This is a genomic window from Bradyrhizobium sp. USDA 4504 (assembly GCF_054063995.1).
Genome location: NZ_JBSSGV010000001.1, coordinates 627,060 through 652,844, shown reverse-complemented (window position 1 = coordinate 652,844; position 25,785 = coordinate 627,060). Strand labels below are relative to the sequence as shown.

At 58.9% G+C, this 25,785-nt stretch carries 20 protein-coding genes; 7 read left to right on the top strand and 13 right to left on the bottom strand.

The window, feature by feature from the left end:
* Window positions 1–256: 256 nt before the first annotated feature.
* On the bottom strand, window positions 257–1,444 hold the full coding sequence (gene noeE / locus ACVMB1_RS02725; RefSeq protein WP_253587722.1) for a nodulation protein NoeE: 1,188 nt from the start codon (window positions 1,442–1,444) through the stop codon (window positions 257–259).
* 660 nt (window positions 1,445–2,104) lie between these two features.
* Between noeE and ACVMB1_RS02720 the strand changes: the two genes are divergently transcribed.
* Window positions 2,105–2,659: a MarR family winged helix-turn-helix transcriptional regulator gene (locus ACVMB1_RS02720; protein ID WP_456848198.1), complete on the top strand. Its 555-nt coding sequence runs from the start codon at window positions 2,105–2,107 to the stop codon at window positions 2,657–2,659.
* Between the two features lie 1,132 nt (window positions 2,660–3,791).
* Here the strand turns inward: ACVMB1_RS02720 and ACVMB1_RS02715 are convergent.
* The 11 genes from ACVMB1_RS02715 to ACVMB1_RS02665 form a co-directional block, all read right to left on the bottom strand.
* Window positions 3,792–3,977, bottom strand: a complete 186-nt coding sequence (locus ACVMB1_RS02715) for a hypothetical protein (RefSeq protein ID WP_075968370.1) — start codon at window positions 3,975–3,977, stop codon at window positions 3,792–3,794.
* A gap of 981 nt (window positions 3,978–4,958) precedes the next feature.
* Window positions 4,959–5,186, bottom strand: coding sequence for a cbb3-type cytochrome oxidase assembly protein CcoS (gene ccoS / locus ACVMB1_RS02710; RefSeq protein ID WP_069276025.1), 228 nt, complete (start codon window positions 5,184–5,186; stop codon window positions 4,959–4,961).
* Window positions 5,186–7,372 (bottom strand): heavy metal translocating P-type ATPase, encoded by a 2,187-nt coding sequence (locus ACVMB1_RS02705; protein ID WP_069276026.1) that lies wholly within the window; start codon window positions 7,370–7,372, stop codon window positions 5,186–5,188. The genes ccoS and ACVMB1_RS02705 overlap by 1 nt, the downstream gene beginning before the upstream one ends.
* Before the next feature lie 13 nt (window positions 7,373–7,385).
* Window positions 7,386–7,886, bottom strand: a complete 501-nt coding sequence (locus tag ACVMB1_RS02700; protein ID WP_069276027.1) for a FixH family protein — start codon at window positions 7,884–7,886, stop codon at window positions 7,386–7,388.
* A 22-nt stretch (window positions 7,887–7,908) separates the two neighbouring features.
* Complete coding sequence (ccoG, locus tag ACVMB1_RS02695) at window positions 7,909–9,378, bottom strand: cytochrome c oxidase accessory protein CcoG (protein ID WP_256558515.1); 1,470 nt, start codon at window positions 9,376–9,378, stop codon at window positions 7,909–7,911.
* A 76-nt stretch (window positions 9,379–9,454) separates the two neighbouring features.
* Window positions 9,455–10,333 carry a cytochrome-c oxidase, cbb3-type subunit III gene (gene ccoP, locus ACVMB1_RS02690; protein ID WP_069276028.1) on the bottom strand — a complete coding sequence of 293 codons (879 nt, stop codon included), beginning with the start codon at window positions 10,331–10,333 and terminating at the stop codon, window positions 9,455–9,457.
* Between the two features lie 6 nt (window positions 10,334–10,339).
* Complete coding sequence (locus ACVMB1_RS02685; protein ID WP_057018760.1) at window positions 10,340–10,504, bottom strand: cbb3-type cytochrome c oxidase subunit 3; 165 nt, start codon at window positions 10,502–10,504, stop codon at window positions 10,340–10,342.
* Window positions 10,505–10,515: 11 nt separating this feature from the next.
* The gene (ccoO, locus tag ACVMB1_RS02680) at window positions 10,516–11,250 is read right to left on the bottom strand and encodes a cytochrome-c oxidase, cbb3-type subunit II (protein ID WP_069276029.1); all 735 of its coding nucleotides are present in this window, start codon (window positions 11,248–11,250) and stop codon (window positions 10,516–10,518) included.
* 8 nt (window positions 11,251–11,258) lie between these two features.
* On the bottom strand, window positions 11,259–12,875 hold the full coding sequence (ccoN, locus tag ACVMB1_RS02675) for a cytochrome-c oxidase, cbb3-type subunit I (protein WP_456814043.1): 1,617 nt from the start codon (window positions 12,873–12,875) through the stop codon (window positions 11,259–11,261).
* 104 nt (window positions 12,876–12,979) lie between these two features.
* Complete coding sequence (locus ACVMB1_RS02670) at window positions 12,980–13,312, bottom strand: hypothetical protein (protein WP_069276031.1); 333 nt, start codon at window positions 13,310–13,312, stop codon at window positions 12,980–12,982.
* Between the two features lie 416 nt (window positions 13,313–13,728).
* A complete protein-coding gene (locus ACVMB1_RS02665) occupies window positions 13,729–13,956 on the bottom strand; it encodes a hypothetical protein (RefSeq protein WP_456814042.1) in 228 nt (75 codons plus the stop codon).
* A gap of 1,489 nt (window positions 13,957–15,445) precedes the next feature.
* Here ACVMB1_RS02665 and ACVMB1_RS02660 point away from each other — a divergent pair.
* The 6 genes from ACVMB1_RS02660 (at window position 15,446) to hemN (ending at window position 22,741) form a co-directional block, all read left to right on the top strand.
* Window positions 15,446–16,876 (top strand): PAS domain S-box protein, encoded by a 1,431-nt coding sequence (locus ACVMB1_RS02660; protein ID WP_069276033.1) that lies wholly within the window; start codon window positions 15,446–15,448, stop codon window positions 16,874–16,876.
* Complete coding sequence (fixJ, locus tag ACVMB1_RS02655; protein WP_069276034.1) at window positions 16,873–17,478, top strand: response regulator FixJ; 606 nt, start codon at window positions 16,873–16,875, stop codon at window positions 17,476–17,478. Before ACVMB1_RS02660 ends, fixJ begins: the two co-directional genes overlap by 4 nt.
* 627 nt (window positions 17,479–18,105) lie before the next feature.
* The gene (locus ACVMB1_RS02650) at window positions 18,106–18,939 is read left to right on the top strand and encodes a universal stress protein (protein WP_456848197.1); all 834 of its coding nucleotides are present in this window, start codon (window positions 18,106–18,108) and stop codon (window positions 18,937–18,939) included.
* Between the two features lie 465 nt (window positions 18,940–19,404).
* Complete coding sequence (locus tag ACVMB1_RS02645) at window positions 19,405–20,088, top strand: helix-turn-helix domain-containing protein (protein ID WP_245313758.1); 684 nt, start codon at window positions 19,405–19,407, stop codon at window positions 20,086–20,088.
* Between the two features lie 145 nt (window positions 20,089–20,233).
* Window positions 20,234–20,860 (top strand): hemerythrin domain-containing protein, encoded by a 627-nt coding sequence (locus tag ACVMB1_RS02640; protein WP_253587724.1) that lies wholly within the window; start codon window positions 20,234–20,236, stop codon window positions 20,858–20,860.
* A gap of 528 nt (window positions 20,861–21,388) precedes the next feature.
* A complete protein-coding gene (hemN, locus tag ACVMB1_RS02635; protein ID WP_253587725.1) occupies window positions 21,389–22,741 on the top strand; it encodes an oxygen-independent coproporphyrinogen III oxidase in 1,353 nt (450 codons plus the stop codon).
* Window positions 22,742–23,430: 689 nt separating this feature from the next.
* Here hemN and metE read toward each other — a convergent pair.
* Window positions 23,431–25,776, bottom strand: a complete 2,346-nt coding sequence (gene metE, locus ACVMB1_RS02630; protein WP_069276038.1) for a 5-methyltetrahydropteroyltriglutamate--homocysteine S-methyltransferase — start codon at window positions 25,774–25,776, stop codon at window positions 23,431–23,433.
* Window positions 25,777–25,785: the final 9 nt, after the last annotated feature.

The window sequence follows — 25,785 nt, the reverse complement described above, 5'->3', positions numbered from 1 at the left end:
TTCGATGCAGAATCGCTGTTCTTTGCCGGTCTACGGCTGCAGCCCCGATGAGAGATACCGGTGGCGAAAAAACTGCTCGCCATGACGCACGGTTAAGGTCAAGTGCGAGCGCAACCAGGAGCCGCATAACCGAGGGCGTTTCACCGCTGATGCGGTCATAACCTGCGCCAGCCATCCGGCGCGGAGATCAACCCGTCGCGGGCTCAGTACTAGCTAAATAAGCCAGCGTGTTTTGATCGCAAGCATCCAGATCACCCTAAGGCATATTGAGGACCTGCTCAAGACGTTCGATCTCGCTGCGTAGAACTTTGATTGCCGCGTCGCGATTTTGAATGGCATCCAATCCCGCGGCGCGCTCAGCTTCTGAGGTCAACAGCGCGTGTTGCAACCGAGCCGCCGTTGAGTCCGCCAGCCGCAGATCCTCCTCGACGTTGGTGTCCGACAGATTTTGCGTCTGCCGCACTATGGAGCTATTGGATGCGGAACGACTGCGCAAATCCCGCCAGGTTTGGAATATCCGGCGATGGAGTTCGGTAACCTCTCCTCCCCTATCCACCACGCCGGCTTGCTGCGCATGCAGCAGCTCCTGCTCATATCCGAGCTCTATCAAAAGCTCGACCCCGATCAGGTCGGTCACCGTTTGCATCTCTTCAGCGCTCAATTGGGATTGCCATGCTTTGACAGAGCTTTCGTCGACCGCGTTTCGCTCCAGGATTTTTCGGTCTCCGAAGCTGCTGGATCGAAGATAATCTGCTTGTTCCATTCCCGCGGACGCGGCGACCGCTGGATCACAGCCAAGCGCCACCAATAGACGCCGGACTTCCTGATCGGGACGCGCCACGAGCGGTTCGTATTTTATTAGCTGCGTCCGCGGCCGAGCGCGGTGCGCGGCGAGCCTGGGAAGGCCAAGAACCAGATCGGCTAGTGACGATATAACGACAGCGGGCAGGCGGAGCATGAGATCAGCGAGAGCAGATACGCTGACCGGATAGGAGTTTTCTGCCCGCAGCGGGATACCCCACGTTGATTTCAGTGAAGCGGCGATGGCATAGGGATTGCGCATCAGAAGGATGTGTGGCGCCTCTGGATAGACAGCTTCAAGAAATTCCAGCGCCGTCCAGTAGCGTGGTGTCTTGTCTATGATGATGCGCTTGCCCGCTGCCGCCAGATACTGGCTGTACGCAGTGTCGGCAAAGGCCCGGCAGACCAACGTGCGATCTATCCGTCCCAAAAATTCGGATGTGGCAGCCTCGATCAGCGGGGATCCTGCCGGATGTCGCTGATCGACCCTGCCAAATGCCTCAAGTGCCAGCATAAACCAGGGCTCAGGCGGAGCCACAATGTCAGGATGGTGCTGGAGCAAGTGCGCCAGGAGTGTCGTCCCGGATCGCGGGAGGCCGAGAAGAAAGCAAACCGCAGGAGAACGGTCGAAACCATCGCTCATAGTTCAGACCCTCATTAAGCGTCCCCCCCGCCGCAGCACTCGTTCGATTGAGCGAGTAGCGCCGGCCGTGAGATCACGTGAGGCGGTCGCTTGCGCTGAACGCATCACCTGAGAAGATTTGCGCTTGCAATTGATCTTGAGAGCTGTTGACTTCGGCGACTTGGCGGGATCACAGAAGCATTTCGCTGTCCCCATTGCTCACACAATTAAATCGAAGTCAAAGGTCAGCTCAACTCTATGAAGATTGGCTACCGACATGGGAAGGTTGGGAAGAACTATACGGGACGTTTACTGGAAAAATGCCTGCGCCTTAGGGACGTGTTACGTCGGCCACGTAAAATGCGACGTGCGTCTCCGCGATGCTCGGCATGCCCCAGAGAAATTCGGCAGGGAACGGACAGGTCGCCAGTGAAGCAAGAAGCAGACCATAATCGCGGCTATCTCACTGGCAGGCGCAGCGATCCGACCGGCGTGCAGCATCGATCCGACGCAAGTTGCCCGTGAATGCCGCTGCTGGACTCCGAGCAGCTACGGCTTTCTTACGCACGCTACCCATCCGTCCGGACCGTACCAAGTGTTTGATTTGCTTGCTCTTACGGCGTTGTACCTACTGCCAATTCGCGCTAAGGGAAGCCGGTGAACGATGGAACCTGACCTACGATGCCGCCGGATTTGCCCGGTCTAGCCAGCGCGCTTGAAAGTGTCTCTACTGAGGGACTGGAGCCGGCCCGGCCGTTCATGTGGGAGATCAGGTCGATCAGTGCGTGTCTCGAAGAGCTTGCCAGATTCCGAGCTTATGTGCTTGGCATCACTGGGCCACAGTGGATGATCCTGATGGCAGTGGCCTACTTAGGCAAGGAAAATGGTGTCTCCGTCAACCTGGTGTCAAAGTTGATGCACGTCGACCCTTCTTTCGTCACGACGCACTCAAAGGTACTAGAGAAAAGTGGATTCCTGCGGCGTAAGCACTGCGCGAGCGATGCTCGGGTCGTGCAGATGACGCTGACGGCCAAAACTCGCAAGCGCCTATTGACTTTGGCGCCGCAACAGCAAGGACTGGACGAGCTCGCTTCTGATGAATTCGGGGTAAGCGGATCAAACGAGTTCATTACCAAGCTGGCCGCGGTCAGGCATCGTCTGGAGAAGGTTCGCCGTGAGAGCGTCTCCGGCCTTCCGAAGACCAAACGCACGACCGTCAGAAATGACGCTCCGTAGCCATGTCAACGCTTCCAGTTTTCGAGTCATTCCTGAAGCAGCGCGGACGAAGGTGGTTGTGGTCCGTTTATACGGCCGAAGGTGCCCGCGTAATGACGGGTTCAGGACGGAGCCGCTCCGCCGCCAGCTATCAAGCCAATCGCGCGCTGTTTCTGTTACTGCTGGGTGCACCGTATCGTTCCGAAGTTCGAGCGACCCGGCGGGCCCGGCCGGGTACGCTTACGCCCAAGCCGTAGCCCCCATGATCTTCGAGTAACACCCACTCGCAAGAATGCTCATCGGCCACAGCCAATGGCCCAGCGGAGACGCGTCTTGATTTAAAGAATCGACCTCAGGCCATTACGCAACTTTCTCCTTGGTCAGCCGAGAGGAGCCGATCACAGTAACAACAGCTGAATTTTGCACTTAGGCAAACCGGCCAGGAAGTGCGTATAGGCTTAGTTTCGTGATGTAGCCAGTTTATGCCGAGATGGCAGCAACTACCAGGCTCCTTTCAAGGCTTCGTCAAAGATGCCGCGCGCTGGAGGCCGACCGCAATCGTGAAGCTGTAGCGAGCACTGAGTGAAATGCTCATCTCTCTGCAAATCTCAATCCTGCGCCCCCACAAAACCGCGAGCGGACCACCGATCACGGACACACGTTCTGCGCTGTGCCGGCGAAACTCCTTCGAGCGACAGGCCGTTGGTGACGCAAACGACAAGTTCTTGTCGGATCAGCTGCTGGAACTCTGCCACCTCATCAGTCCAAGGCGCTCAGGGCCTCTGGCAGGAACACACCGGGAAGCACACCAGACGTTCACGAAGAATGCAGGCTGTACTCACCGAGCACGCAGGCTTCGACACTTCACATTATAGCGCTTCACAACCTACATTCTCGGTATCAGCAGCAACGATCGCGCAATGAAATCAAGGGAAATCAGCTCTGGGCTCGAAGTTTGTTCCTTCAGAAGTTGGGCTATATTCATGGCCGGAATTACTGCGCTTTAAACAGCGACCGGTGCCGGGCCAGGCAGGATTCGAGCCGCATACCGTTCTGCGGAAATCCGCGAAGCGCAGTTGCGACACAAATCCAACAGCCAATAAGGGCGGCCCGGGAGCCGCCCTACTGACCAATCACCAGCACATTCCATAAGCTAACGCTGATGTCCCAATCCGATGCCAAGATGCAGGGCCTTCTGGCGTAGCGCACCGACAGAGCGTTTGGTCATTTTTGATATCTTTGTGACCGGCGTTCGAGCCTTTGAATGGACCTTGAGCTCTTTGATATCTGCCTTGGTCCACTCGCGCCGCTTAACGCGTTTCTTGGTTGCTTTTTTCACAATGAATGCTCCTTTTGAGAGGAGCGGCTTGTAACATAGTTTTTTCAAAGCGACGACCGTAAAAAAGAGGCAACATAGCACTCGCGCAAAGATGCAAGCTCGCTCATATGTTCAGAAGACAATATCTCAGGTATTAACGACGGCTGGCCGGTTGTAACATTTCGTGGAGGTTTGGTATCAAGAGACTTCGCCACAAGTTGACGAATGCAGCTCTCCTCATCGACGCACAGCGTTCGAAACCAAGCAGGTTATAGCAAGTCGTTGAAAACTTTTGACAAGCAAATTGCGATTAGTCCGAGAACTGCTCAGGTTCGAGGTTTGAATCGATCTTAGAGGGATCAACCATGCAAGTCCCTGTGAGACACCGTCGCGATCTCTTATAATGGTCGCTCCCGCCACAGTCGGAAAGCTGATCGTCTAGCTGCAGAGTTTCGTTTGCGCTGATCGAGGCAACCGGATCGGATCTCGTCTTCCATTGCGGATCTCGACAACCTATCGAAGTGGTACAATCCTCTCGCATGAACAGCTTTCATTTTTCTTGACGTAGCGCGAGAGCGGCAAAACCATCATTTGCACTCGCAATGATCTCTTAGAAAGAGAGATTTCGGACGACGTCGATATCGACGGCCAGCGCTTTTGGCTCCAGTCGCCACACTCGTCCAAATTCGAGCGTTCCTCGTTGTCCGACGGTCGACCTTGCTGGAGAATGCGACATCGCCGGCCCGATTGATTACGCGATCGAGATAGCGGTGATCGATGAGACTGCAGCTAATGGGACGTCGTGGGCGAGGCAGCGGCTGAAGCCGCGACTGCAGCTATCGTGGTCTCGGACACACAGCTCGCCATCGATAGCCGGACAGACCATCGAGCAGCCTTTGTTGATCATTGAGCGCATTGCTTTTCTCAACAAGCTGCTTGCTGTCCGACTTCGCGACTCGCATGTTCTCGCCAGTTGCGGCAGTGGCCGACTGGATGCGCGAGCTAGCACTCGCGCGGACAGCGCTGACGACCGCTACAACGAATGCCCTGGTCCATTTTCACTATCTGGATCGGCACAGACGGTTCGTTGGGCTCTTCATCGGTGATTGCGCGCCAAGCCGCCCCGTCGAGATCGTCATACTGACCACTCTTCAGCGACCACAGAAAGCCCAACAGGCCGAAGAAGCCGAGCGAAAGAGCTAGCGGAACCAGATAGACCAGGACTTCCATCAGGCCGCCTCGCTTCTTCGTGCCCGTAGCGCATTCAGCATGACCAGTACCGACGAACCTGACATAGCCGCAGCGGCAATCAGCGGCGTCACCAAGCCGGCGATCGCAATGGGCACAGCCAGGAGGTTATAGACGACCGCAAGCCAAAGATTCTGCCGCATCAGTCGCAGCGCCCTGCGCGAGCCTCTGACCGCCGTCATCACGGGCTCGAGACGCTCACCGAGGAAGACGACATCAGCGACTGCCTGGCTCATATGGGTGGCAGTGACAGGCGACATCGATGCATGCGCTGCAGCGAGCGCGGGCGCATCGTTCAAGCCGTCGCCGACCATCAACACCTTGTGCCCCTGGCTGGTCAGGTCTTCGATCCGAGCGACCTTGTCCGGCGGCGAGACGTTGGCGCGCCACCTTTGAATGCCGAGCGTCTCGGCGGCCCGCCGGACAGCTGGCTCACGATCCCCCGAAACGATCTCGACCATGATACCAAGGCACGCGAGGCTCGCGACGACCTCGGCTGCGTCTGGCCGTATCCGTTGCCGGACGGCAAAGACGTGCCTGACGTCGCCATGGCTGAACGCGACGACGGAGGCCTCAGGATCACGGCACAGGATCTCGTTCGCGAGGCTGTCGACACCGCAGAAGGCGGGGTGGCCAAGTCGGATTGGCGCTCCCTCATAGTAACCGTGGACCCCTCGTCCCGGCTCCTCTTCGATATCGGCGAGCGGCTCGCTTGCACCGGCAGTTCGTGCGACGGCGGCGGCGATCGGATGGCGGCTCGCCAGCGCGAGCCGGCCTGCCAATTCGATGACATGGTGGGGAATAGTAGCGAGGTTGGCAACATCGAGCTCAGGCAGCGTCAGCGTACCGGTTTTATCGAAGATCACTCGGTCCACCTGCGCAATACGCTCGATCGCATCCCCCGCATTGAGCAGCACGCCGGAACGGAATAGTGCGCCGGAGGCCACGGTCTGCACCGCGGGGATAGCCAGGCCCAGCGCGCAGGGGCAGGTGATGATCAAGACTGCGATCGCGGTGACGACCGAGTCATGGAAGGCGACGCCGGAGGCCAGCCAACCAAGCATCGTCAGCAAGGCCGTAGTGTGAACGATGGGCGCATAGAGCCGCGACGCGCGCTCGGCGAGGCGCAGATAGCGCGAGCGCGCTTGGAGGGCATGATCAAGTAGCCTGGAGATCTCGGCAAGCAGTGTGCCGTCCGAGGCCGTCGCCGCGCGGACGCGCAGGGTGCCGGATCGGACCAATGTGCCGGCGAACACCGCGCTGCCTGGAGCCGCAATCGCCGGCAAGGTCTCGCCGGTAACGAGGCTTTGATCGACCTCGGAGTGTCCCCCGATCACGCTGCCGTCGACGGTACAGCACTCGCCGGGTCGGACCAGCACGATATCTCCCGGTTTGATCGCCGCCACAGGAACGGTTCTGATTTCGGTAGGACTTATGAACTTCGCTGCAGTTTCCGCCTTTAGTGCAGCAAGGTTGCTGGCGAAGGCGCGGGTGCGCCGCCTCATGTTCTGGTCGAGATAGCGGCCTGCGAGCAGGAAGGCGATCAACATGATTGCCGCATCGAAATAGGCGTGCTCGGCATGAGCGATGGTCTCGATCACCGAAGTTGCCAAGGCGAGCAGGATCCCGATGCTGATCGGCACGTCCATATTGGCTCCGCGTGCCCGAAGCGCCGCAAAAGCGGAAGAGAAGAACGGTTGTGCACAATAGGCCGCCGCGGGCAGGACGATCAGCGCGGAGAGCCAATGAAAGAAGTCGCGCTGCTCCGGCAGCATGTCCGAGACATTTCCGGACCACACCGGGATCGACAGCATCATCACGTTCATTGCGGCAAAGGCGGCGACGCCGAGCCGTCGCAACAAGCTCTGCGCCCTTTCCGCCTCCAACGTCTCCGCACTGTCCCGCTGGAAGGGATACGCCCTATAGCCTAGTTCGGCGAGCCGCTTGACAAATAGCGCTGGATCGAGCGCTCCAGCCTTCCATTCGATCACCAGCCGGTTTTCGGTAAGGTTCACGCGTGCCGAGGTCACATCCGGAATGCTCGACAAATTGCGCTCGATCTTGCCCATGCAGCCCGCGCAACTGATGCCCTCTACCGCGAGGTCGAGTTGGACGAGGTCCGCGCCCGCCCTTTTCAGAAAGTGAGAAAAATCGATGTCTTTCTGCATGGGGCATGTACTCTCAGTTCAAGACGACGCGGTTTTTCGATACAAACATGCGGCGGCCACCGGCGTCGCCTTCGATCACGAGATCCCACTGCCCGACGGCGACGCCCGAGGCGCTGCCCCGGAAAGTTCCAACATCGGCCTGCGAGACATCAATCGCCCGATCGGCCCGGCGGTCGACCGGGCGCTCGAGCCGGGCCATGAAATTCACTCCAGCGACAGGCGCGCCTGCGCGGTCGCGCGCTTCAATCGCAAGCACAGCTTCACCGTCTGGCCGCCGGTGGATATGTACCTGAACCTGCCAACGTCGCTCGTTCTGCTGTCGTGCCGCGATGATCTCACGCTCATAGGTGAGGCTAGCGCTATAGGCGCTGTCGACCTCTGTCCCCGGCAAGGTCGTGATGGCAAAGCGCATCATTAGCATATTGGCGCCAATCACGGCCGAAAAGAAGGTGAGAAGGGCAATCAGGACGAAGCGTCCGGTGATGGGCCGCGCGACGCGAATTGATGCGGTCATGGTCAGATCCGGTCAGTGCTGGCTAGGGGAGAACGAAATGATCCATTGCGGAAGCGACCTCGCCAAGGCCAATATCGGTGACCCGAAACCTCACCGGCATCGAGTGTCCTGACTTGTCGTCAACCGGCGCTGTCAGCAGTACACGCAGTTCTGTCGTAGTATCGCGAGCCAAGACGATCATCGGTCGATCCACGGTCACGGAATCGGCGCCGACGACGTGGACGGACGTTTCGGTTGGGCCATCGACGTCGATCGCGATCACGCGATCGACGCCGCGCTTGTTGAGCAAGCGCACCGTATAGCCGTTGCGAACCGAACCGTCGCTGAGCTTGACCGCCACGGGATTACGGTCGTGTAGGATGCTGAGATCGAGCAGAGTTCTCGACGATAGCCCATAAAGCATCACGGCGCAGACGACCACGATCAAGGAAGCATAGACGAGCGTGCGCGGGCGTACCGGCTTGAATAGCTCCGGCTTGCCGTCCATCCGACGCTGAATATTGATGTCGTTGTCATAACCGATCAAGCCCGTGCTGCGCCCGATCTTCCTCATGACGGCATCGCAGGCGTCGACGCACAGCCCGCACTGGATGCAGCCCAGCTGGGCGCCATTGCGGATGTCGATTCCGGTCGGGCAGACCGCCGCGCATTGATTGCAATCGATGCAGTCGCCGGCCCTTTCGCCGCGCGCGCGCAGATCGAATGATTTCTTCAATGAGCAGCGCTGCTCGCCGCGATCGTATTTGTAGGTGACATTGAGCGCCCATTCATCGGTGAGCGCGGCCTGGATGCGCGGCCAAGGACACATATAAACGCAAACCTGCTCGCGCATGTAGCCAGCCAGCAGATAGGTCGAAGCGGTCAGGATCCCGATCCAGATATAGGCAATTGCTGGCGCTTGGAACGTTGCCAGATCGCGCACCAAGGTCGGCGCGTCGGCGAAGTAGAGCACCCAGGCGCCGCCGGTCCACCAAGCGATCATCAACCAGATCGCGTGCTTCAGCACGCGCTTCGCCGCGCGCCCCATCGTCATAGGGCGTGCGGCGGCCTTCAGCCGCTCGCGACGGTCGCCCTCGAGCCAGCGCTCGACCGCATGGAACAGGTCGGTCCAGACCGTTTGCGGACAGAGATAACCACACCAAATCCGACCGCCCAGCGCGTTCATCAGGAACAGTGCAATGGCGGCAAGCACGAGCAAGCCGGTGAAGTAGTACAGCTCCTGCGGCCAGAGCTCGATGAAGAAGAAGTAGAACCGCCGGTTCGAGAAATCGAGCAACACCGCCTGGTCGGGAGCGCCAAGGCCACGATGCCAACGCACGAATGGCAGCAGATAGTAGATGCCCAGACACACCACCATCAGCCGCCATTTGATGGTGCGGAAAGTACCGCGGACGCTCTGCGGATAGACCCTCCTACGGGCTACATAGAGTGGCCCATCCTCGTCGATCACCGGGTCATCGCGCGAAACGGTCTTGTTCACGGCAGGTTTCATGACGACCTTACATCGGACGCGGGTGACTCACGTTGATCCGGGCCAACGGCGCCGCAGGTATTGCGGCGCACCTCGCCTATTGTCCGCCGCCGAGTGAATGCACATAGACGGCAAGTGCCTTGACGGTGACGGGATCGAGCCGCCGGCTCCAAGCCGGCATGATGCCGGCGCGGCCATAGCTGATGGTCTCGACCAGCGTCTCCTCATCCGAGCCGTACAGCCAAATCCGGTCAGTCAGATTCGGCGCGCCGAGTGCCTGATTGCCCTTGGCGTTCTCGCCATGACAGACCGCGCAATTCTCGGCAAAGATCCTTGTGCCGGCCGCAGCATCGAAATCGGCTGCCGTGGTCAGGCCTGACAGCGATCGCACGTAATTCGCTACGGTGACAATCTCGGTTTTCGTGAGGATGCCGTCGCGGCCGAAGGCTAGCATTTGTCCCTCATGCGCCTTCGCATGTCCGGAACGTGCGCCGAACTGGATGGTCTGCAGGATCTGGTCGAGCGATCCGCCCCACAACCAGTCATCGTCATTGAGGTTCGGATACCCCTTGGCACCCGCGCCGCCGCTGCCATGGCAGGGCGCGCAATTGTCCGCGAACACCGTCTTGCCGCGCCCCCGGGCCAATCCCAGCAGGACCGGATCCTTCTCGATCTCGGTCAGAGACGCCTTGCCGAGCATGGCCATCTTCTCGCCGCGCAGCTTCTCAAGACTGGCAAGGTCATTGATGACGCTGGCGCGGGTCGAATAGTCAAACACGCCGGTCGTGTAGCTTGAGAGGAGTGGCCAGGCCGGATAAACGACCCAGTAGCCCATGGCCCAAAGGATCGTGGCGTAGAAGCTCAAAATCCACCAGCGCGGCAGCGGTGTGTTGAGTTCCCTTATACCATCCCATTCGTGCCCCGTCGTGGAGCGGCCAGAGATGTGATCGATATCGATGTCGTTATGCTCGGTCATGATCTGTCAGTCCCGGCGCAGCGGCATGCGCGCTGCAGAATCAAAACGCCTCTTGTTGCGGGGCCACAGCGCGTAAACGACGATGGCTACGAAGATGCCGACGAACAACGGCGTCCAGAGCGTCACGACGAAGCTTGAAGCCAGGCTCTCGATGGAAATAATGGCTTTCATCCAAGGATCCTTCAGCGCAGATTGGCTTTTTCGTCGTAGAGCTTGAAATCGATCAATGTGCCGAGCATTTGCAGGTAGGCGACAAGCGCATCGAGTTCGCTCGGATTGCCGGTCCCGCCGTCGAAATTGCGCACAGCCGCCCTCGGATAGCGCTTTTGGAACGATGCGACGTTCGGGCTGTCAGGATCGAGCTGCGTCTTCAGGTCAGCGACAGCGTTCTTGATCTGGTCCTCGGTATAGGGGACACCGACCGCCCGATTGGTGCGCAGATGTGCGACGATGTCGGCCAGGTCGATCTCCGTGTTCGCCAGCGACGGATAGCCTGGCATCACCGATTGCGGCACGATGGCGCGCGGATTGTTCAAATGCGTGACGTGCCATTCATCGGAATATTTCCCGCCAACACGCGCGAGGTCCGGGCCGGTCCGCTTCGAGCCCCATTGAAACGGGTGGTCATACATGCTCTCAGCGGCCAGCGAGTAATGTCCGTAGCGCTCGACCTCATCGCGTAGCGGCCGGATCATCTGCGAGTGACAGAGATAGCACCCCTCACGTACGTAGATGTTGCGGCCGGCAAGTTCGAGCGGCGTATAAGGCCGCACACCGTCCACCGCCTCGATCGTGCTCTTGAGGTAGAACAACGGCGTGATCTCGACCAGGCCACCGACCGCTATCACGGCAAGGATACCTGCGATCAGGATGATCGAGTTCTTCTCAAAGATCTTGTGTCGGTTCCAGAGCGACATGCGATGACCTATTCTGCGGCCTGGAGCGCTTGAGCGTCCTGGATTTGACCGGCTTCCTGTGCATTCACCGTCATCCAGAGATTGGCGGCCATGATCAGCGCGCCGATCAGGAACAGTGCGCCCCCCGCGGCACGGATGATGTAAAAAGGATGCATGGCCTCGACCGACTCGATGAACGAGTACTCGAGGAAACCAAGCGAGGTGTAAGCGCGCCACATCAGCCCCTGCAGGATTCCGGACACCCACATCGCGGAGATGTAGAGCACGATCCCGATCGAGGCGATCCAGAAGTGCCAGTTGACGAGCTTGAGGCTATATAGCTCGCGATTCCAAAGCCAGGGAATCAGACAATACAGCGCGCCGAATGATACGAAGCCGACCCAGCCCAGCGCGCCTGAATGCACGTGGCCGACCGTCCAATCCGTGTAATGACTGAGCGAATTGACGACCTTGATCGCCATGGTGGGACCTTCAAACGTCGCCATGCCGTAAAAGGCAACGGAGACCACGAGCATACGCAGCACCGGGTCGGTGCGCAGCTTGTCCCAGGCGCCCGAAAGCGTCATCAGGCCGTTGATCATGCCGCCCCAGGAGGGCATCCACAGCATGATCGAGAACGTCATGCCAAGGGTCTGCGTCCAGTCCGGCAGCGCCGTGTAGTGTAGATGGTGCGGACCAGCCCAGATGTAGAGGAAGATCAGCGCCCAGAAGTGGATGATCGACAGACGATAAGAATAGACCGGGCGCTCGGCTCTTTTTGGAATGAAGTAGTACATGATCGCGAGGAAGCCGGCGGTCAGGAAGAAGCCAACCGCGTTATGGCCGTACCACCACTGAAACATGGCATCCTGCACGCCGCCCCAGGCGATGTAGGATTTCGAACCGAACACCGACACCGGCAATGCGGGATTGTTGCCGAGGTGGAGCACTGCAATGGTGACAATAAAGGCGAGATAGAACCAGTTGGCGACGAAGATATGCGGCTCTTTCCGTTTCAACAGTGTCGCCAGGAACACAATGAGATAGGTTATCCAGACGATGGTGAGCCAGAGATCGGCGTACCACTCCGGCTCGGCATATTCCTTCGATTGGGTGATACCGAACAGATAGCCAGTGCCCGCGATCAGAATGAAGAAATTATAGCCAACGACCACAACCCATGGCGCAAGATCGCCAGCCAGGCGGGTACGGCAGGTCTTCTGCACGACGTAGAACGATGTCGCGATGAGCACGTTTCCGCCGAACGCAAATATCACAGCCGATGTGTGCAGCGGGCGCAGCCGGCCGAAGCTCGTCCAGGGCAGATCAAAATTCAGTGCAGGCCAGGCAAGCTGCGAGGCGATCAGCAAACCAATGGAAAAGCCTGCAATGCCCCAGAACATCGCAAGTACCGAGGCGAATTTGATCGGACCAAGATTGTAGTTCGGTCGGCCATTGATCTGGGCCGGCGGGAGTTGCGCCGGCCGTTCATAGTATCGGTTGAGGATGACGGCTGCAGCGATCAGACTGGCGGCAGAAGCCAGCAATGCGTGGAACGTAAAGGCAGAATCGTGCCCCATCGCCCCGGCGATATAGAAAACGAATGCAGAAACTGCGAATGCCGACATCAGGCCTGCTTCACCCATCGTGGTGGATTTCGAGGCGGAGGATGGGCTTGTCATGGCTAGGCCTTCCTTGAACGCGGGATGCTTGGGGAGATCATTTCCGGCGAGCTAAGCGATCGGGCTCATCAATCGCGAAAGCGCTGCGGGCGGCCGTCATCGACCTCACGACCGAGCGCGCGCAGGGTGTGTTCGTTGGGGCAGTCTTTCAGCGGATTTCGATGCATACCAGCTTGGAGGTCGGCGGCGCAACGTCCTTTGGCCGGACATAGGCCGCACACCCGCTGCAGATCGCGCAACACGTCACCATGGCAGGCGGCAAGCGCATGTTCGGAAAAACCAGCAAGCGCGAGGCGCTTGCGCAAGAGTTCGGAAGCGCTCGGACTCTGCGCCAGGGTTCGAAACGCGGACGTTGACAGATTAAGCTCGCGCGCGATCGCATCGATGTCCTGCGGGCTCAAGTAAGCAAGCTCGGACTTTCGAGACAGACTCGCTCGTAACCGGCCAAGCAAGCTCCTAAACCGCCAAGGACCACCGATATGTGCAGGTTGGCTGACCATGTGTCATATCCCTCGAAGCAGCCATAGCTGCAGGAGGCAGATTTGTTTTTGACCTGCATCAAATTTGACCAACGTCGGAGCAAATCATTCGATCCGGATCGCCCTGCCCGGGACGATGCTCTGCGGAGCAGCGCACCCAGCTGGCTGAGCGACGGGCCGGCAAGAGTTGCGGCAAGGTCATTTCGTATTCCTGCCCCGGGCAACAGGACGCCTGCTACATTGGCAACAACATCGCGAGCTTGTCGACGCTCGGAGCGACGTTTTACAAGATCGCGCTTGAACTCGGGGATGGAACATCGGCGCTAGCCGAGTTCAGGCTAGCCGGCCCATGAAGGAGGCAATGCAGACGGGGCTCGAAGCTCCATCGCATCGGCGAAAATGGTCCAATCGCGGACCCCCTTTTGCTTGCAGAAGTCGGTCTCCGCCTGGAGCGCAGCAGCACTCAGCGATGCAGCATCGACCTTGAACGCCGCCTGACACGCACGATGCTCGTGGCCCGTATCGTCGCAAACGGTCTTAATGAAGCGAACGTTAAATGAAGGCATGACTACCCTCTTTTTAGGTGGGTTTACTCATCCTTGCCTATTCTGCCATTCGTGCCAGGAGAGCATTTGATTTGCCTCAAGCAGCATCCCAAATTATTGGCCACAGCCAGACCTGCGCCCCCGTGATCGCAAGCAAGAAAGCGAAACGGCCCCTGTCTCGCTCCTGACGGCCCACCCTGCCGCCGCAACGGCAAAGCCAATGATCAGACTCACCGCAGCCAAGGTTTCGAAAAGGCTAAGGTTCAGGGCTTCCGCACCAAAGCCGACGGCTGCGATCAGCGCCGGCAAGGCCACCGACAATGCGAGGCGAGCAATCAATTTAACATCTCCTTCCCGCCTCTCACATCTCTACTGACAAACGTTGTCACGGTGCGGTGAGCGTGGGGTGTACTTCAACATTCGCATGATTGCGCGTCCTGCATTTTGATTTCCATCAACTCGGCTGCATTCAGGTTTGTCGGGACTGAAGCGCGGCCTAGCGAGCCACCCGCGATGGAACATGCTTGCCCATCCTGACCACTCGCGGCGGCCGCGCCGCCGTCCATCGTTCCAGACGCGCATCGCGCTTTTTTTGACTTGGATCAATACTTCCACGGCTAGCTGCCGATAAAAACATTATCCCAGTCATAGGTCAGACACATGGCTCACAGAACGACTTGGCGCCCCATGATCGTTTCGTGCCCAAATAGAGGCGACCGGGTTCAAGGACTGCTGCCGGACGACGCAGCCGAGCCCGCCAACGACCTGCACCAGATCACCTGCATCGCTTGCGATGGTGTCCACTTTATCGACCCGCGGACCCTCGGAGCCGAGCGCAGCTAGCCATCCGCGCGCCCCTCCAATTAATGCCATGGCCAGGAGACGACTCGCCAACAATGGATGTTCGACATGACAGGCCTCGGCAAACTTTCTCCTGCGGCGGGCACAATTGCAGGATGGTCCGGATCAGTTTGATCAAAAGCGGAAAACCGCCTCGCAGCCGCCAATCCCGATATTTGCGAGAACGTCAAGCAATGCCTTTGCCAAGAGCACCGAGGCGACGATCTCCGCAATCGAGACCGCACGCGGCGTGTGCGATATTGGGCTGCAGCTGTTCCCGCGGCTGGACAAGCGATGGCGCCCGGACTGTCTGGAAGGTGATTGAATTTGTCAGTCGGCAGCGATGAACACCGTCCAGGGCGTAATAGCAACGTGACCTGGGAGCGGATCGAGACGGCGCCCTTCGATCGGGACCTGGAGATTGGCGTGATCGAGGGTAATACCATTCATCGGCTGGTCTTCCCCTGCCGCCGGATCTTCGGCGGCTGGATCAGAGCGACGAGCGGGGAGCACGTCGCTGTGCAGCCCACGCATTGGCGCATTTGGCTCAAATAACGATCGCGCCTTCCTGCACAATATATCGACCGTAAATCGGCACGCGTCTGCCTTCGGTGGTCTCCTGCGACCAAACGATGTAAGTTCGATTGAATGAGAGGGTCTACCGGCAGATATGTCCGACCACATCTGGTATCGTTATGGCACTGCGGCGGCAGCCGCCGCGCTCGCCCTCGTGCTCCGCGCAGCGTTAAATCCGTATCTCGAGGATCGCTCATTTACGATCATCTACCTTCCGGCGATCGTTTTTGCCGCTTTCGCCGGCGGGCGCGGACCGGCGAGCTTCGCTACCCTGCTCTGCCTTGTCGTCAGCGTCGCAGTACTTGGGAAAGGCCTCATCACCGTTTCCGCGAACACGATCGATATTGCAGCCTTCGCGGTACTTGGTCCCATGCTCGGCTTCATGGGCGACCGGCTGCGGCAGGAATCGGAGCAGGCGCGGTATCGGCAGGCCCATCTGCAATCGATCCTGGACACCGTACCGGAAGCCATGATCGTGATTGACGAGAAGGGCATCATTCGCTCGTTCAGCGCCGCGGCTGTGCGTTTATTCGGCTGGATGCCGGATGACGTGGTTGGAACGAATGTATCCAAGTTGATGCCGCAGCCCTACCGATCCGAGCACGACCGCTACATTGAACGTTATCTGACCACCGGCGAGCAGCGCATCATTGGCGTCGGGCGCATTGTGGTCGGCGAGCGGAGCGACGGCTCGACCTTTCCGATGGAGCTTGCCGTCGGCGAGGCCAAAGTGCGCGGCGAACGCTTCTTCACCGGCTTCATCCGAGACCTGACCGAACGGCGGGCGCAGGAACGCAGGCTCCAGGAGTTGCAGTCTGAACTCGTCCACGTGTCTCGGTTGACCGCCATGGGTGAGATGGCATCGTCCATCGCCCATGAAATCAACCAGCCGCTCTCCGCCATCACGAATTACATGCGCGGCGCAAAAGTTCTGCTGGCGGCAGACAAGCCAAACGCCAGTCGCATCGGTGATGCACTCGAAAACGCTGTCCAACAGGCTCTGCGCGCCGGCGATATCATCAAGCGCCTGCGGGAATTTGTTGCCAAAGGCGAGACGCAGCATTCTGTGGAAAATCCGCTCACGCTTCTTGAAGAGGCTGTGGCGCTGGCCCTGCTCGGCGCCAAGGAGCAAGGCGTGCGGGTAACGATGCGCAGCGATCGCGAACTGCCGTCAATGATCGTAGACAAGATCCAGATCCAGCAAGTCGCGCTGAACCTGATACGCAATGCAATCGAGGCGATGGCTTCCTGTCCGCGCCGCGAATTGACCGTCGGAGTTAGCAAGGTCGACGGTCTCGCCAGGTTCACCGTCGCCGATACGGGTTCCGGCATCAGCCCTGATGTTGCCGACCGCATGTTCCAGCCCTTTGTCACAACAAAGGAGCACGGCATGGGTGTTGGACTATCAATCTGCCGGACAATCGTCGAATCCCATGGCGGTCACATCGTCGCGGAAGCCAATCCGGGCGGAGGCACGATCTTTCAGTTCACGCTGCCATTTGCGGAGGTCGGTGAAGAAGCATGACTGCGCGGCGCATTCTTGTGATCGACGACGACGACGCGATGCGGGATTCTTTGGCCTTTCTGCTTGATATTAGTGGTTTCTGGGTAGCAACCCACGAGACGGCGACCGAGTTTCTCAATGACATCGCGAGCGGTCCAGTCGACTGCGTCGTATCGGATATCCGCATGCCAGGCATGAGCGGCCTTGAACTGGTGCGCAAGCTGAAGGCCGATCGCATCGACTGTCCGGTCGTCCTGATAACCGGTCATGGTGACGTATCGCTGGCGGTTGAAGCGATGAAGGCGGGTGCGGTCGATTTCATCGAGAAGCCGTTCGAGGACGAGGTACTGTTGCGCGCCATCAACGCCGCTTTGGAAGCGCGGCCTATGAAGCCAGCCGATGACGCAGCGAAACTGCAGGCGGAAGCCCGCCTTGCGGACCTCTCTTTGCGCGAGCGTGACGTCCTGCGGGGACTATTGGCCGGCAAGATCAACAAGGTAATCGCGCACGATCTTGGCATCAGCCCGCGAACGGTCGAGGTTTACCGTGCCAACCTCATGGCCAAGACCAGTGTACGCAGCATGTCCGAGTTGATGCGGATCGCCATTGCCGCCGGACTCTAGCAGGGTCGCGAGCACGCGCTATAAGCGACGAGCGTTGGTGCGGCAGATCTTAGACGAATTTGTCGATAAATGATCCTCAATCGCGTGGGCGCGGAGCGCATTGCCCGGCAAAGACTTGCGCACAGGCCAGGACCACAGACCGGCAATGACGAAAATCAAGGCGGGCCCGGCGAAAGGTGCACGCGCACGTCGCGCTGGCGTCCGCCCACCCCTGTCCTCGCATGTCGCTGATTGACTTTCAGCAGCAGTTGGAGCATTGGCGCAACCGGCTCGACCGCAGCCAACCAGCGGCGCATCAGATTCCGTTGCAAGCTGGGCGCTCCTCTCGCTGCATCTGTTTTCGAACATGAATTTCGAGCAATGGACGCATCCACGATCTCCGGCCACCTCAATCCCCCTCATCTGTGCAGCAAAACTCGCTCTGCACGAATCGTGCAGGATTCATGGTTGACATGACCGATGCAACACATGCCATGCTGGCTCTACTTGGCATCGGACCTGCACGAACTGTCCGTCGCCGATTTGATCTTGCCTCGACAAATCAACGACCGTGCATGAAGCAGATCAAATGCGCGGTCAGATTTATGCTCCGATGGGCAGCAATCCTTTCACGTCCGGAGAACCGCAATGTTCGGGAATATATTGGTCCATCTTCCCACGGAGCTCCCGGTACGGGCTACGGTGAACGGTTCGATTTCCTTCGCACAGATCACGGGCGCGCACCTTGACGCTATGGCAATCGGTTACGAGAGGACCATTATTCCGCTCGCTGCACTCGGCGGGGCGGCCGTTACTTCGGTCTTTGAAATCGAGCAGGCGCATGCGCTGGAGCGAGCCGAAGCGGCGCTTCGTATCTTTGATCTGCAGGCGAGGAGCGCCGGCATTTCCTATGCAAGCCGCGCCCTCAGTGCACTTCCAGCGGAGGCACGTCGAAGCATCTGCGCCAGCGCGCGCGTGCACGACATGACGATCGTCACACAGCCCCAGAGCGGCTACGACAGCTATGACAACGTTATTCCCAAGGAGATCCTGTCCCAGGCCGGCAAGCCAGTTCTGTATCTGCCAAGCGTCTTCCACGGCGCTCTTTCGGCCAGAAGGGTCGGGATATGCTGGGACGGCAGCCGCCCTGCGGCCCGCGCGTTGCACGACGCGATGCCGCTGCTGCGCGAAGCCGGCGCGCTGACCATCATCGCGATCACTTCTGCCCACAAGATCCCGGCAGAAAGTTCCACCGAGCACTTGGAACAGTATCTTGCACGGTCAGGGCTTCCTGCAAAGGTCGTGTCGCTTCCAGCATCCAAGTCGGTGCACCGCGCACTCTTGTCGCTTGTCGCGGACGAAAGCCTCGACCTGCTGGTGATGGGCGGATACGGCCGCTGTCGGCTGCGCGAAAGGCTGCGCGGGGACCTCTCAGCAGACCTGCTTCGTGCAAACTCCGTCCCGGTCTTGATGTCACACTGAAGGCAAGAATTTTCGACGCGACATGCCGCTGGTTGCGGTCTGAACGCGGCCAGTCACCGGCGGAGGGAGGCACCGGCCGACCGCCGATCTGAAGAACAGGAGCGCCGGCTGTTTGGCTTTCGTGCACCCGCCCTCGCTCGCGAGGCGTAACCGCTGAGCATGCGCCGCCGTTTTCGAATATTGCACCTACGCTACCGATCTCGATGAGCGTGGACAATCTTGTCACCGCTCTACCCGACGATGTCCGAGCTCAAGCTGAACGACCGGTAACCCGGCATGCAGCTTTCCAATCCAGACGCAGCCCGGTCGACTTTGAGCCGTGTTCGATCAACCAAAGGGCTGCGCCGCACGTATTCTTACGTATAAATACTTAGTGGGTTCTACTTAGGGGAAACATCCAAATTTTCCACTTCGTTGGAAACGGCCAATCTGCGTCCTATCGACGTTTCGAAGATCGAGTCCGCCATGTACGTACAGGCCGCGAGTATTCACGAGATCAGCCATCATCCGAGCAGCGTCTTGCGTGGCCAGCCTCGTACCTATGGACCGTTTGGTATGGTTGCGACCCCGATGCGGTTCGCCCGCAACAGCGAGATCTATGGCGAGGACGAAGCAGCGGAATACCTATATCAGGTGGTATCGGGTGCTGTGAGAAGCTACAGGATTATGGTGGATGGACGTCGTCAGATTGGCGCGTTTTATTTGCCCGGTGACATCTTCGGCTTTGAGGCAGGAGACAGCCATATCTCTTCGGCGGAGGCGGTCTGTGAAACGCACCTTTTGACGGTGAAGCGCAGTGCCCTCATCGATCGCGCCAGCCACGAGAGCGAGCTCACACGGCAGCTCTGGGATGCGATGGCGCTTGAACTCCGCCGCTTTCAGGAACATCTGATGCTCCTGATCAGCAGCGCTGAAGAGCGCGTCGTGACATTCCTGCTCGATATGTCACGCCGCGCGACGAAGAACGCTGCGATCGAACTGCCCATGTCGCGGCAGGATGTTGCCGATTACCTTGGTTTGACCATCGAAACAGTTTCACGCACGCTCACTCAACTTGAGCAGAATGGCGTGATCGCGCTGCCGACTTTGCGCCGAATCGAGCTACGGAGCGACAAACTGTCCAGCCGCTTTGCGCAGGATCTGGGGTAAGCTCGAGAGGCGCTGGGAAATACGCAAACCCTAAGCATCGAACGTCCGACAAATCGCACTGCACGACGGACGCCCGAACCTCTGCTTGGGCGATCTAGATGGATGCAGGATCGGCATTTACATTGTTCCTCCGTGGAGCACCGCAATGATCATCGATCTTTTGCTTCGAGAGCATCGCAACATTGACCTGCTTCTGGTCGCCCTCCAACGCGAATTGGAGATTTTTGAGCATGGGATCCGTCCAGACTATGAGGTAATTCGCGCGATTATCAGCTACTTCGAGGTTTACCCGGAGGTGTACCATCATCCTCAGGAAGACCTGATTTTCTCCAAGCTTAGAACTCGCGACCCGGACGCGGCTGCAATCGTCGGCGATCTCGCGCACGAACACCGGGAAGTCATCGACCGTCTGCATCACTTCGCTCAAGCTATCGATGGTATCCTCGCGGATCGTGAACTCGTTCGGCAAGACGTCAGCAACATCGTACGCGACTTTATAATGCGGGAGCGGCACCACATGATGTGGGAAGAACGAGACTTCTTCCCCGCCGCCGTTAAGGCTCTATCGGCTGAGGATTGGACCGAAATCGCATCCGCCCGCACCAATGACGGGGATCCGTTATTCAGCAAGACAGCGGAAGCGACATCCGATGCGCTAAGAGCGCATATTCTAGAATTGGAGCAAGAAGCTGAAGCCGAACGGAGCTCGGTCGCGTTTTCGTCCGCAATGGCCGGCAAGCCGCCAGATGGCGCCAAAGCCGATGGACCGTAGTTGATCGCCGACGTGTCACGATGGGAAGTGGACGTCATGATCGTCCTGTTGAAATGAAGATGATAATCTTCCCGGCGCGCATACGCTGCGCACGGCCGCCGAAATCCATACACTCCGGGTCCGGCAGGTTCCATGACCTGTGCGTCGCTAGGGTAATGGCAATATGGCTTGGCCTACGCCACGCTGATCACGCGCCAAACGAACCCCACGCCGACCGATCGGAATGGATGGTTGCGGCCGCTCGTCGAGCGCTCCGGCCAGCACAGGGAATGACCTTAACCGATTGCGGCTCGGTTCGCTGACCGGATTTGATCACCAACGAACTACAGAGGCCCGCGCGGATAGATGCTGCTCATTGCGGCCGGGCGAGCGCCTCATTGCGTCCCAAAGTGCGATGCATACGCCACGGGCATGCCCTACCAATTTCGGCATGATGGCCACGATCGTCCGACGCGATATTTGAGCCAGCGCAAAGCTTATCTGCTGCGTGTCCGGTAATCTGGCCCAAGGAGGAAGAAAGGCATCCGAATGCGACCGGACTTGGCAGACTCCTACGGGCAGCACCGGCTGCCACGCTACACCAGCTATCCGACGGCCCCCCATTTCTCAGCATCGGTTTGCGAATCCGACTACCAAACGTGGCTCAAGTCGTTGGACGCCCAGCAATCCGCATCGATCTACGTTCACGTGCCGTTTTGTCGAAAGATGTGCTGGTATTGTGGCTGCCACACGTCTGTCACGAAACGCCAGGAGCCGATCGCGATCTATGCAGCGGGACTGCGGACTGAAGCTTACCTCGTTGCAGAAACGTTTGGTCGACGGCAACCGATCTCTCATATCCACTTCGGGGGCGGTACCCCGACGATCATGACACCTGAAGCATTTGCTGATCTCGTCGGTTCGTTGCGCCATTCCTTCGCTGTCCTGCCCGATGCGGAGATCGCCGTAGAGATCGATCCACGCACGTTGAGCGAGCCGATGGCCGAGGCGCTGGGCTTTTGCGGGGTCACCCGGGCGAGCCTTGGTATCCAGAGCTTCGATCCAGTTGTTCAGCACGGCATCAATCGTCTGCAGAGCTTCGGACAGACCGCGACCTCGGTCGATCGGTTACGCCGCGCCGGCGTCGGCCGGATCAATTTCGACTTGCTCTATGGCCTGCCCCGGCAGACGGTCGCTTCGTGCCTCGACACCGTCGCCAAGTGCCTCGAGCTTCATCCGGACCGGTTTTCGGCCTTTGGCTACGCGCACATTCCTTCGTTCAAGAAACATCAACGCAGGATCGATGCGTCCAGCCTACCCGACAGCGTCACGCGCCACCTCCAGGCCGAAACCATCGCGGGAGCTTTGGTGGATGCTGGATACGTTCGCGTAGGCGTCGATCACTTCGCCTTGCCGAACGACAATCTCGCCTTAGCGAGGCAGGAAGGCGGGCTGAGGCGCAACTTCCAGGGCTATACTGACGATTGCGCTGACGTCCTCATTGGTCTGGGCGCCAGCGCCATCGGCCGTATGCAACAGGGGTTTGCCGCAAACGCGGTCTCGACCAAGGACTACCTTGCTCGCATCTCCCAGGATCGGCTCGCCATCGCAAGGGGCTATCTACTGACCGATGACGATCGCTTCCACGCCGAAATCATCGAGCGAATCATGTGCGACTTTGCGGTTGATCTTTCCGAGACATCCCGTCGTTACGGCCGAGATCCGAGATTAGCCGTTGTCGATCATTCTCGTCTCGGCAGCCTTATCGCCGATGGCGTCGTGGCGATTGATGATGGCCGGCTCACTGTAGCCCAGGGCGCAGAGTTCCTGGCCCGGTGCGTCGCATCAGTCTTCGACGCTCACCTCCTTAGGTCCGGCGCTACACATAGTCATGCGGTCTAGCGACTAAGCGAAACCCAGCGTTTCAGAATCCGAGCTCAGTATCCCCGCAACTGGGCTATGCTTTAGGATGACGACCAATCACACCGCTGAAGAGCACGCCGATCGGCATCCCGTTCGCCGCTCGTCTGCCAAGCTGTACAAGATCTCAACCAAAGCTTGGAACCCGCGGACCCAAGACTGGCGTAAGCAGGGCCTGCATCAATAGCAAGCCCGCTCATTCTTTTTCCGTCGGCAGTTTCGTATAGTCGCGTTGATCTAGCCCACCGTTTCCGGCAGGAACGCCTACCAAGGTGCGCTTTGGTGCCGGCCCATGACGGCCCGACTACCGCCCACGTCGCTCAACTCGGCAACACGTTGCGAAAATACTCATCAGCGACAAACCTTAGTGTAGATTTTTAATCCCAGGCAATATCGGCGGCATACCACGGCATAATTGAGCTCCGCTGAGCTTTTGTTTTAACTGTGGTCAGATTTTCGGCGGATGCCCTCGCCGTGATCGAACCATCGGCTGTCCTCCCTCCGCCGATGGACGTCGGTGCGATGCATAGAGCGTCGCTCCTCCCGGACACACTTCGCCCGGCCGCTAAAGGCGGCCGGGCTTTTTCGTTCCCCAAGTCCCCTCACGATCACCGACTGCGCAAAGTCCCACAAGCGATCGGCTTTCTCGACGAGAGACAACAGGCCAAGGCTCAACGGTCGACGGGAGCGGATCCAGCGCGCAGCTCGCGGGCGGCAGCGACCATGTTGACCAGTGCTGGGCGAACCTCCTCCCATTTCCGCGTCTTCAGGCCGCAGTCCGGATTGACCCAGAGCTGCGAGTCCTGCAGCCGCTTGCGAGCCAACGCCATGAGTCCCGTCATCTCGCTTGTCTCGGGCACGCGAGGAGAATGGATGTCGTACACGCCCGGCCCGATTTGATTTGGATATTTGTAGTTCCGAAACGCGTCAAGCAATTCCATCTTCGAGCGCGAGGTCTCGATCGAGATGACATCGGCGTCCATTGCAGCAATCGCATCGATGATGTCGTTGAATTCCGAGTAGCACATATGGGTATGAATCTGGGTTTGATCGGCGACGCCCGATGAGCAGATGCGGAAGCAATCCCCGGCCCAGTCGAGATAGGCCGCCCACTCCGATCGACGCGGTGGCAACCCCTCGCGCAGCGCTGCTTCGTCGATCTGGATCATGGTCGCACCCGCATTCTCGAGATCCCTGACTTCGTCTCGGATCGCGAGCGCAAGTTGGCGGCAGGCCTCGCTTCTGGGAATATCATCGCGAACAAACGACCAGTTCAAAATCGTTACCGGTCCGGTCAACATCGCCTTCATCGGCTTGTTGGTTAGTGATTGCGCGTAGCGCCACCAGTCCACGGTGATCGGCTTCGGCCGCGAGACGTCGCCAAACAGGATCGGTGGCCGAACGCAGCGCGAGCCATAGGATTGTACCCAGCCGTTTTTGGTAAATGCGAAGCCGGCGAGTTGCTCGCCGAAGTACTGCACCATGTCATTGCGCTCAAACTCGCCGTGCACGAGCACGTCCAGGCCAATGTCCTCCTGCCAACGGACAACACGCGCAGTCTCCTCCTTGAGAAACTTGTCGTATTGCCCGTCGCTCATCGAGCCTCTCGCGTGCGCCGCGCGGGCATTACGCACCTCTGCGGTCTGCGGAAACGATCCGATCGTCGTGGTCGGAAACGCCGGCAGTTTGAAGCGCTTGCGTTGGATCTCGGCACGGCTGGCAAATGGGCTGACGCGCCGTCGCATGGTCTGATTGATCGCACTCATCCGGACGGCGACATTGGCGTCACGGATCTTCGGGGAAGTTCCGCGGCGGGTGGTAACGCGCTCCGATTCCGCAAGAGCGTCGGCAACATCCTGATCGCCTGCGAGTGCCCGTGCCAAGGTCGCAAGCTCGCGAATCTTCTGAACCGAGAACGCAAGCCAGCTCTTGACATCGGAGGCAAGTTCCGTTTCGAGTTCAACATCGACCGGCACGTGAAGCAGCGAACAGGATGGGGCGATCTGTACGCGATCCTTGCCGAGCTTCGCAATGGCGGGATCGAGCCGCTGGCGCAGCGCCGACAAATTCGTCCGCCACACATTGCGACCGTCTATCACGCCGAGTGACATGACGAGTTCACTTCGCCCGGCAGCAATGATCTGATCCAATAACTCCGGCGCCCGAACCAGATCGACATGCAGGCCGGCAACAGGTAGGCGCAAGGCGGTGTGAAGATTGTCGCCAAGGTGGCCAAAATAGCTGGCAACCATGATCTTGATGGCCGGCCCTTCCTTGGCGAGCCGGTCATAGGCATGCAGCAAAGATTTTTTTGCCCCCTGATCCAGATCAAGGACCATACAGGGCTCGTCAAATTGAACCCATTCTGCTCCGCGTTTGGCCAATTCCTGCAGAACCTTGATATAGATCGGTATCAGGTCATCCAGGAGTGACAGTGGCTGGATCGCGGGATCCGCACTCTTGCCTAGCTTCAAGAAAGTGGCCGGACCGATCAGGACAGGGCGCGTCTGAAAGCCAAGGGCCTTGGCTTCCTCATACTCCTCGATAGGCTTGCGAGAGGAGAGTCTGAAAGTCTGCCCCCGATGAAATTCCGGAACCATGTAGTGGTAGTTGGTATCGAACCACTTGGTCATCTCCTGCGCGGGTGCGCCATAGCCGCGAGGTCCGTGACCGCAACTCGCATCCTGACTGCCGCTTTGTGAACCGCGTGCCATGGCGAAATACGTCTTGAGAGAAGCAGGCTCGGCTTTCGAGGCATAGACTTCCGGGATGGCGCCGACCATGACACTGGTGTCGAGCACCTGATCGTATAGCGAGAAATCGTTCGACGGAATGATGGTGACACCGAGGGATTTCTGGCGCGCCCAGTTCGCCGCACGTAGGCCGGCTGCGTCCTCGAGCAATTGCTGTTCGCTGATTCTTCCGGCCCAATAGCTTTCGAGCGCGAGTTTAAGCTCGCGTCTTGGACCGATGCGCGGCGTTCCGAGCGTGGCAACCGGAAGCGAGAGAAGAGACATAGCGTTAAC

What these genes read in the sequence shown, in the direction of transcription:
- noeE (WP_253587722.1), bottom strand. Translation starts at nt 1,444, where the DNA reads ATGAGCGATGGTTTCGACCGTTCTCCTGCGGTTTGCTTTCTTCTCGGC.
- ACVMB1_RS02720 (WP_456848198.1), top strand. Translation starts at nt 2,105, where the DNA reads ATGCCGCCGGATTTGCCCGGTCTAGCCAGCGCGCTTGAAAGTGTCTCT.
- ccoS (WP_069276025.1), bottom strand. Translation starts at nt 5,186, where the DNA reads ATGGAAGTCCTGGTCTATCTGGTTCCGCTAGCTCTTTCGCTCGGCTTC.
- ACVMB1_RS02705 (WP_069276026.1), bottom strand. Translation starts at nt 7,372, where the DNA reads ATGCAGAAAGACATCGATTTTTCTCACTTTCTGAAAAGGGCGGGCGCG.
- ACVMB1_RS02700 (WP_069276027.1), bottom strand. Translation starts at nt 7,886, where the DNA reads ATGACCGCATCAATTCGCGTCGCGCGGCCCATCACCGGACGCTTCGTC.
- ccoG (WP_256558515.1), bottom strand. Translation starts at nt 9,378, where the DNA reads ATGAAACCTGCCGTGAACAAGACCGTTTCGCGCGATGACCCGGTGATC.
- ccoP (WP_069276028.1), bottom strand. Translation starts at nt 10,333, where the DNA reads ATGACCGAGCATAACGACATCGATATCGATCACATCTCTGGCCGCTCC.
- ACVMB1_RS02685 (WP_057018760.1), bottom strand. Translation starts at nt 10,504, where the DNA reads ATGAAAGCCATTATTTCCATCGAGAGCCTGGCTTCAAGCTTCGTCGTG.
- ccoO (WP_069276029.1), bottom strand. Translation starts at nt 11,250, where the DNA reads ATGTCGCTCTGGAACCGACACAAGATCTTTGAGAAGAACTCGATCATC.
- ccoN (WP_456814043.1), bottom strand. Translation starts at nt 12,875, where the DNA reads ATGGGTGAAGCAGGCCTGATGTCGGCATTCGCAGTTTCTGCATTCGTT.
- ACVMB1_RS02665 (WP_456814042.1), bottom strand. Translation starts at nt 13,956, where the DNA reads ATGCCTTCATTTAACGTTCGCTTCATTAAGACCGTTTGCGACGATACG.
- ACVMB1_RS02660 (WP_069276033.1), top strand. Translation starts at nt 15,446, where the DNA reads ATGTCCGACCACATCTGGTATCGTTATGGCACTGCGGCGGCAGCCGCC.
- fixJ (WP_069276034.1), top strand. Translation starts at nt 16,873, where the DNA reads ATGACTGCGCGGCGCATTCTTGTGATCGACGACGACGACGCGATGCGG.
- ACVMB1_RS02650 (WP_456848197.1), top strand. Translation starts at nt 18,106, where the DNA reads ATGTTCGGGAATATATTGGTCCATCTTCCCACGGAGCTCCCGGTACGG.
- ACVMB1_RS02645 (WP_245313758.1), top strand. Translation starts at nt 19,405, where the DNA reads ATGTACGTACAGGCCGCGAGTATTCACGAGATCAGCCATCATCCGAGC.
- ACVMB1_RS02640 (WP_253587724.1), top strand. Translation starts at nt 20,234, where the DNA reads ATGATCATCGATCTTTTGCTTCGAGAGCATCGCAACATTGACCTGCTT.
- hemN (WP_253587725.1), top strand. Translation starts at nt 21,389, where the DNA reads ATGCGACCGGACTTGGCAGACTCCTACGGGCAGCACCGGCTGCCACGC.
- metE (WP_069276038.1), bottom strand. Translation starts at nt 25,776, where the DNA reads ATGTCTCTTCTCTCGCTTCCGGTTGCCACGCTCGGAACGCCGCGCATC.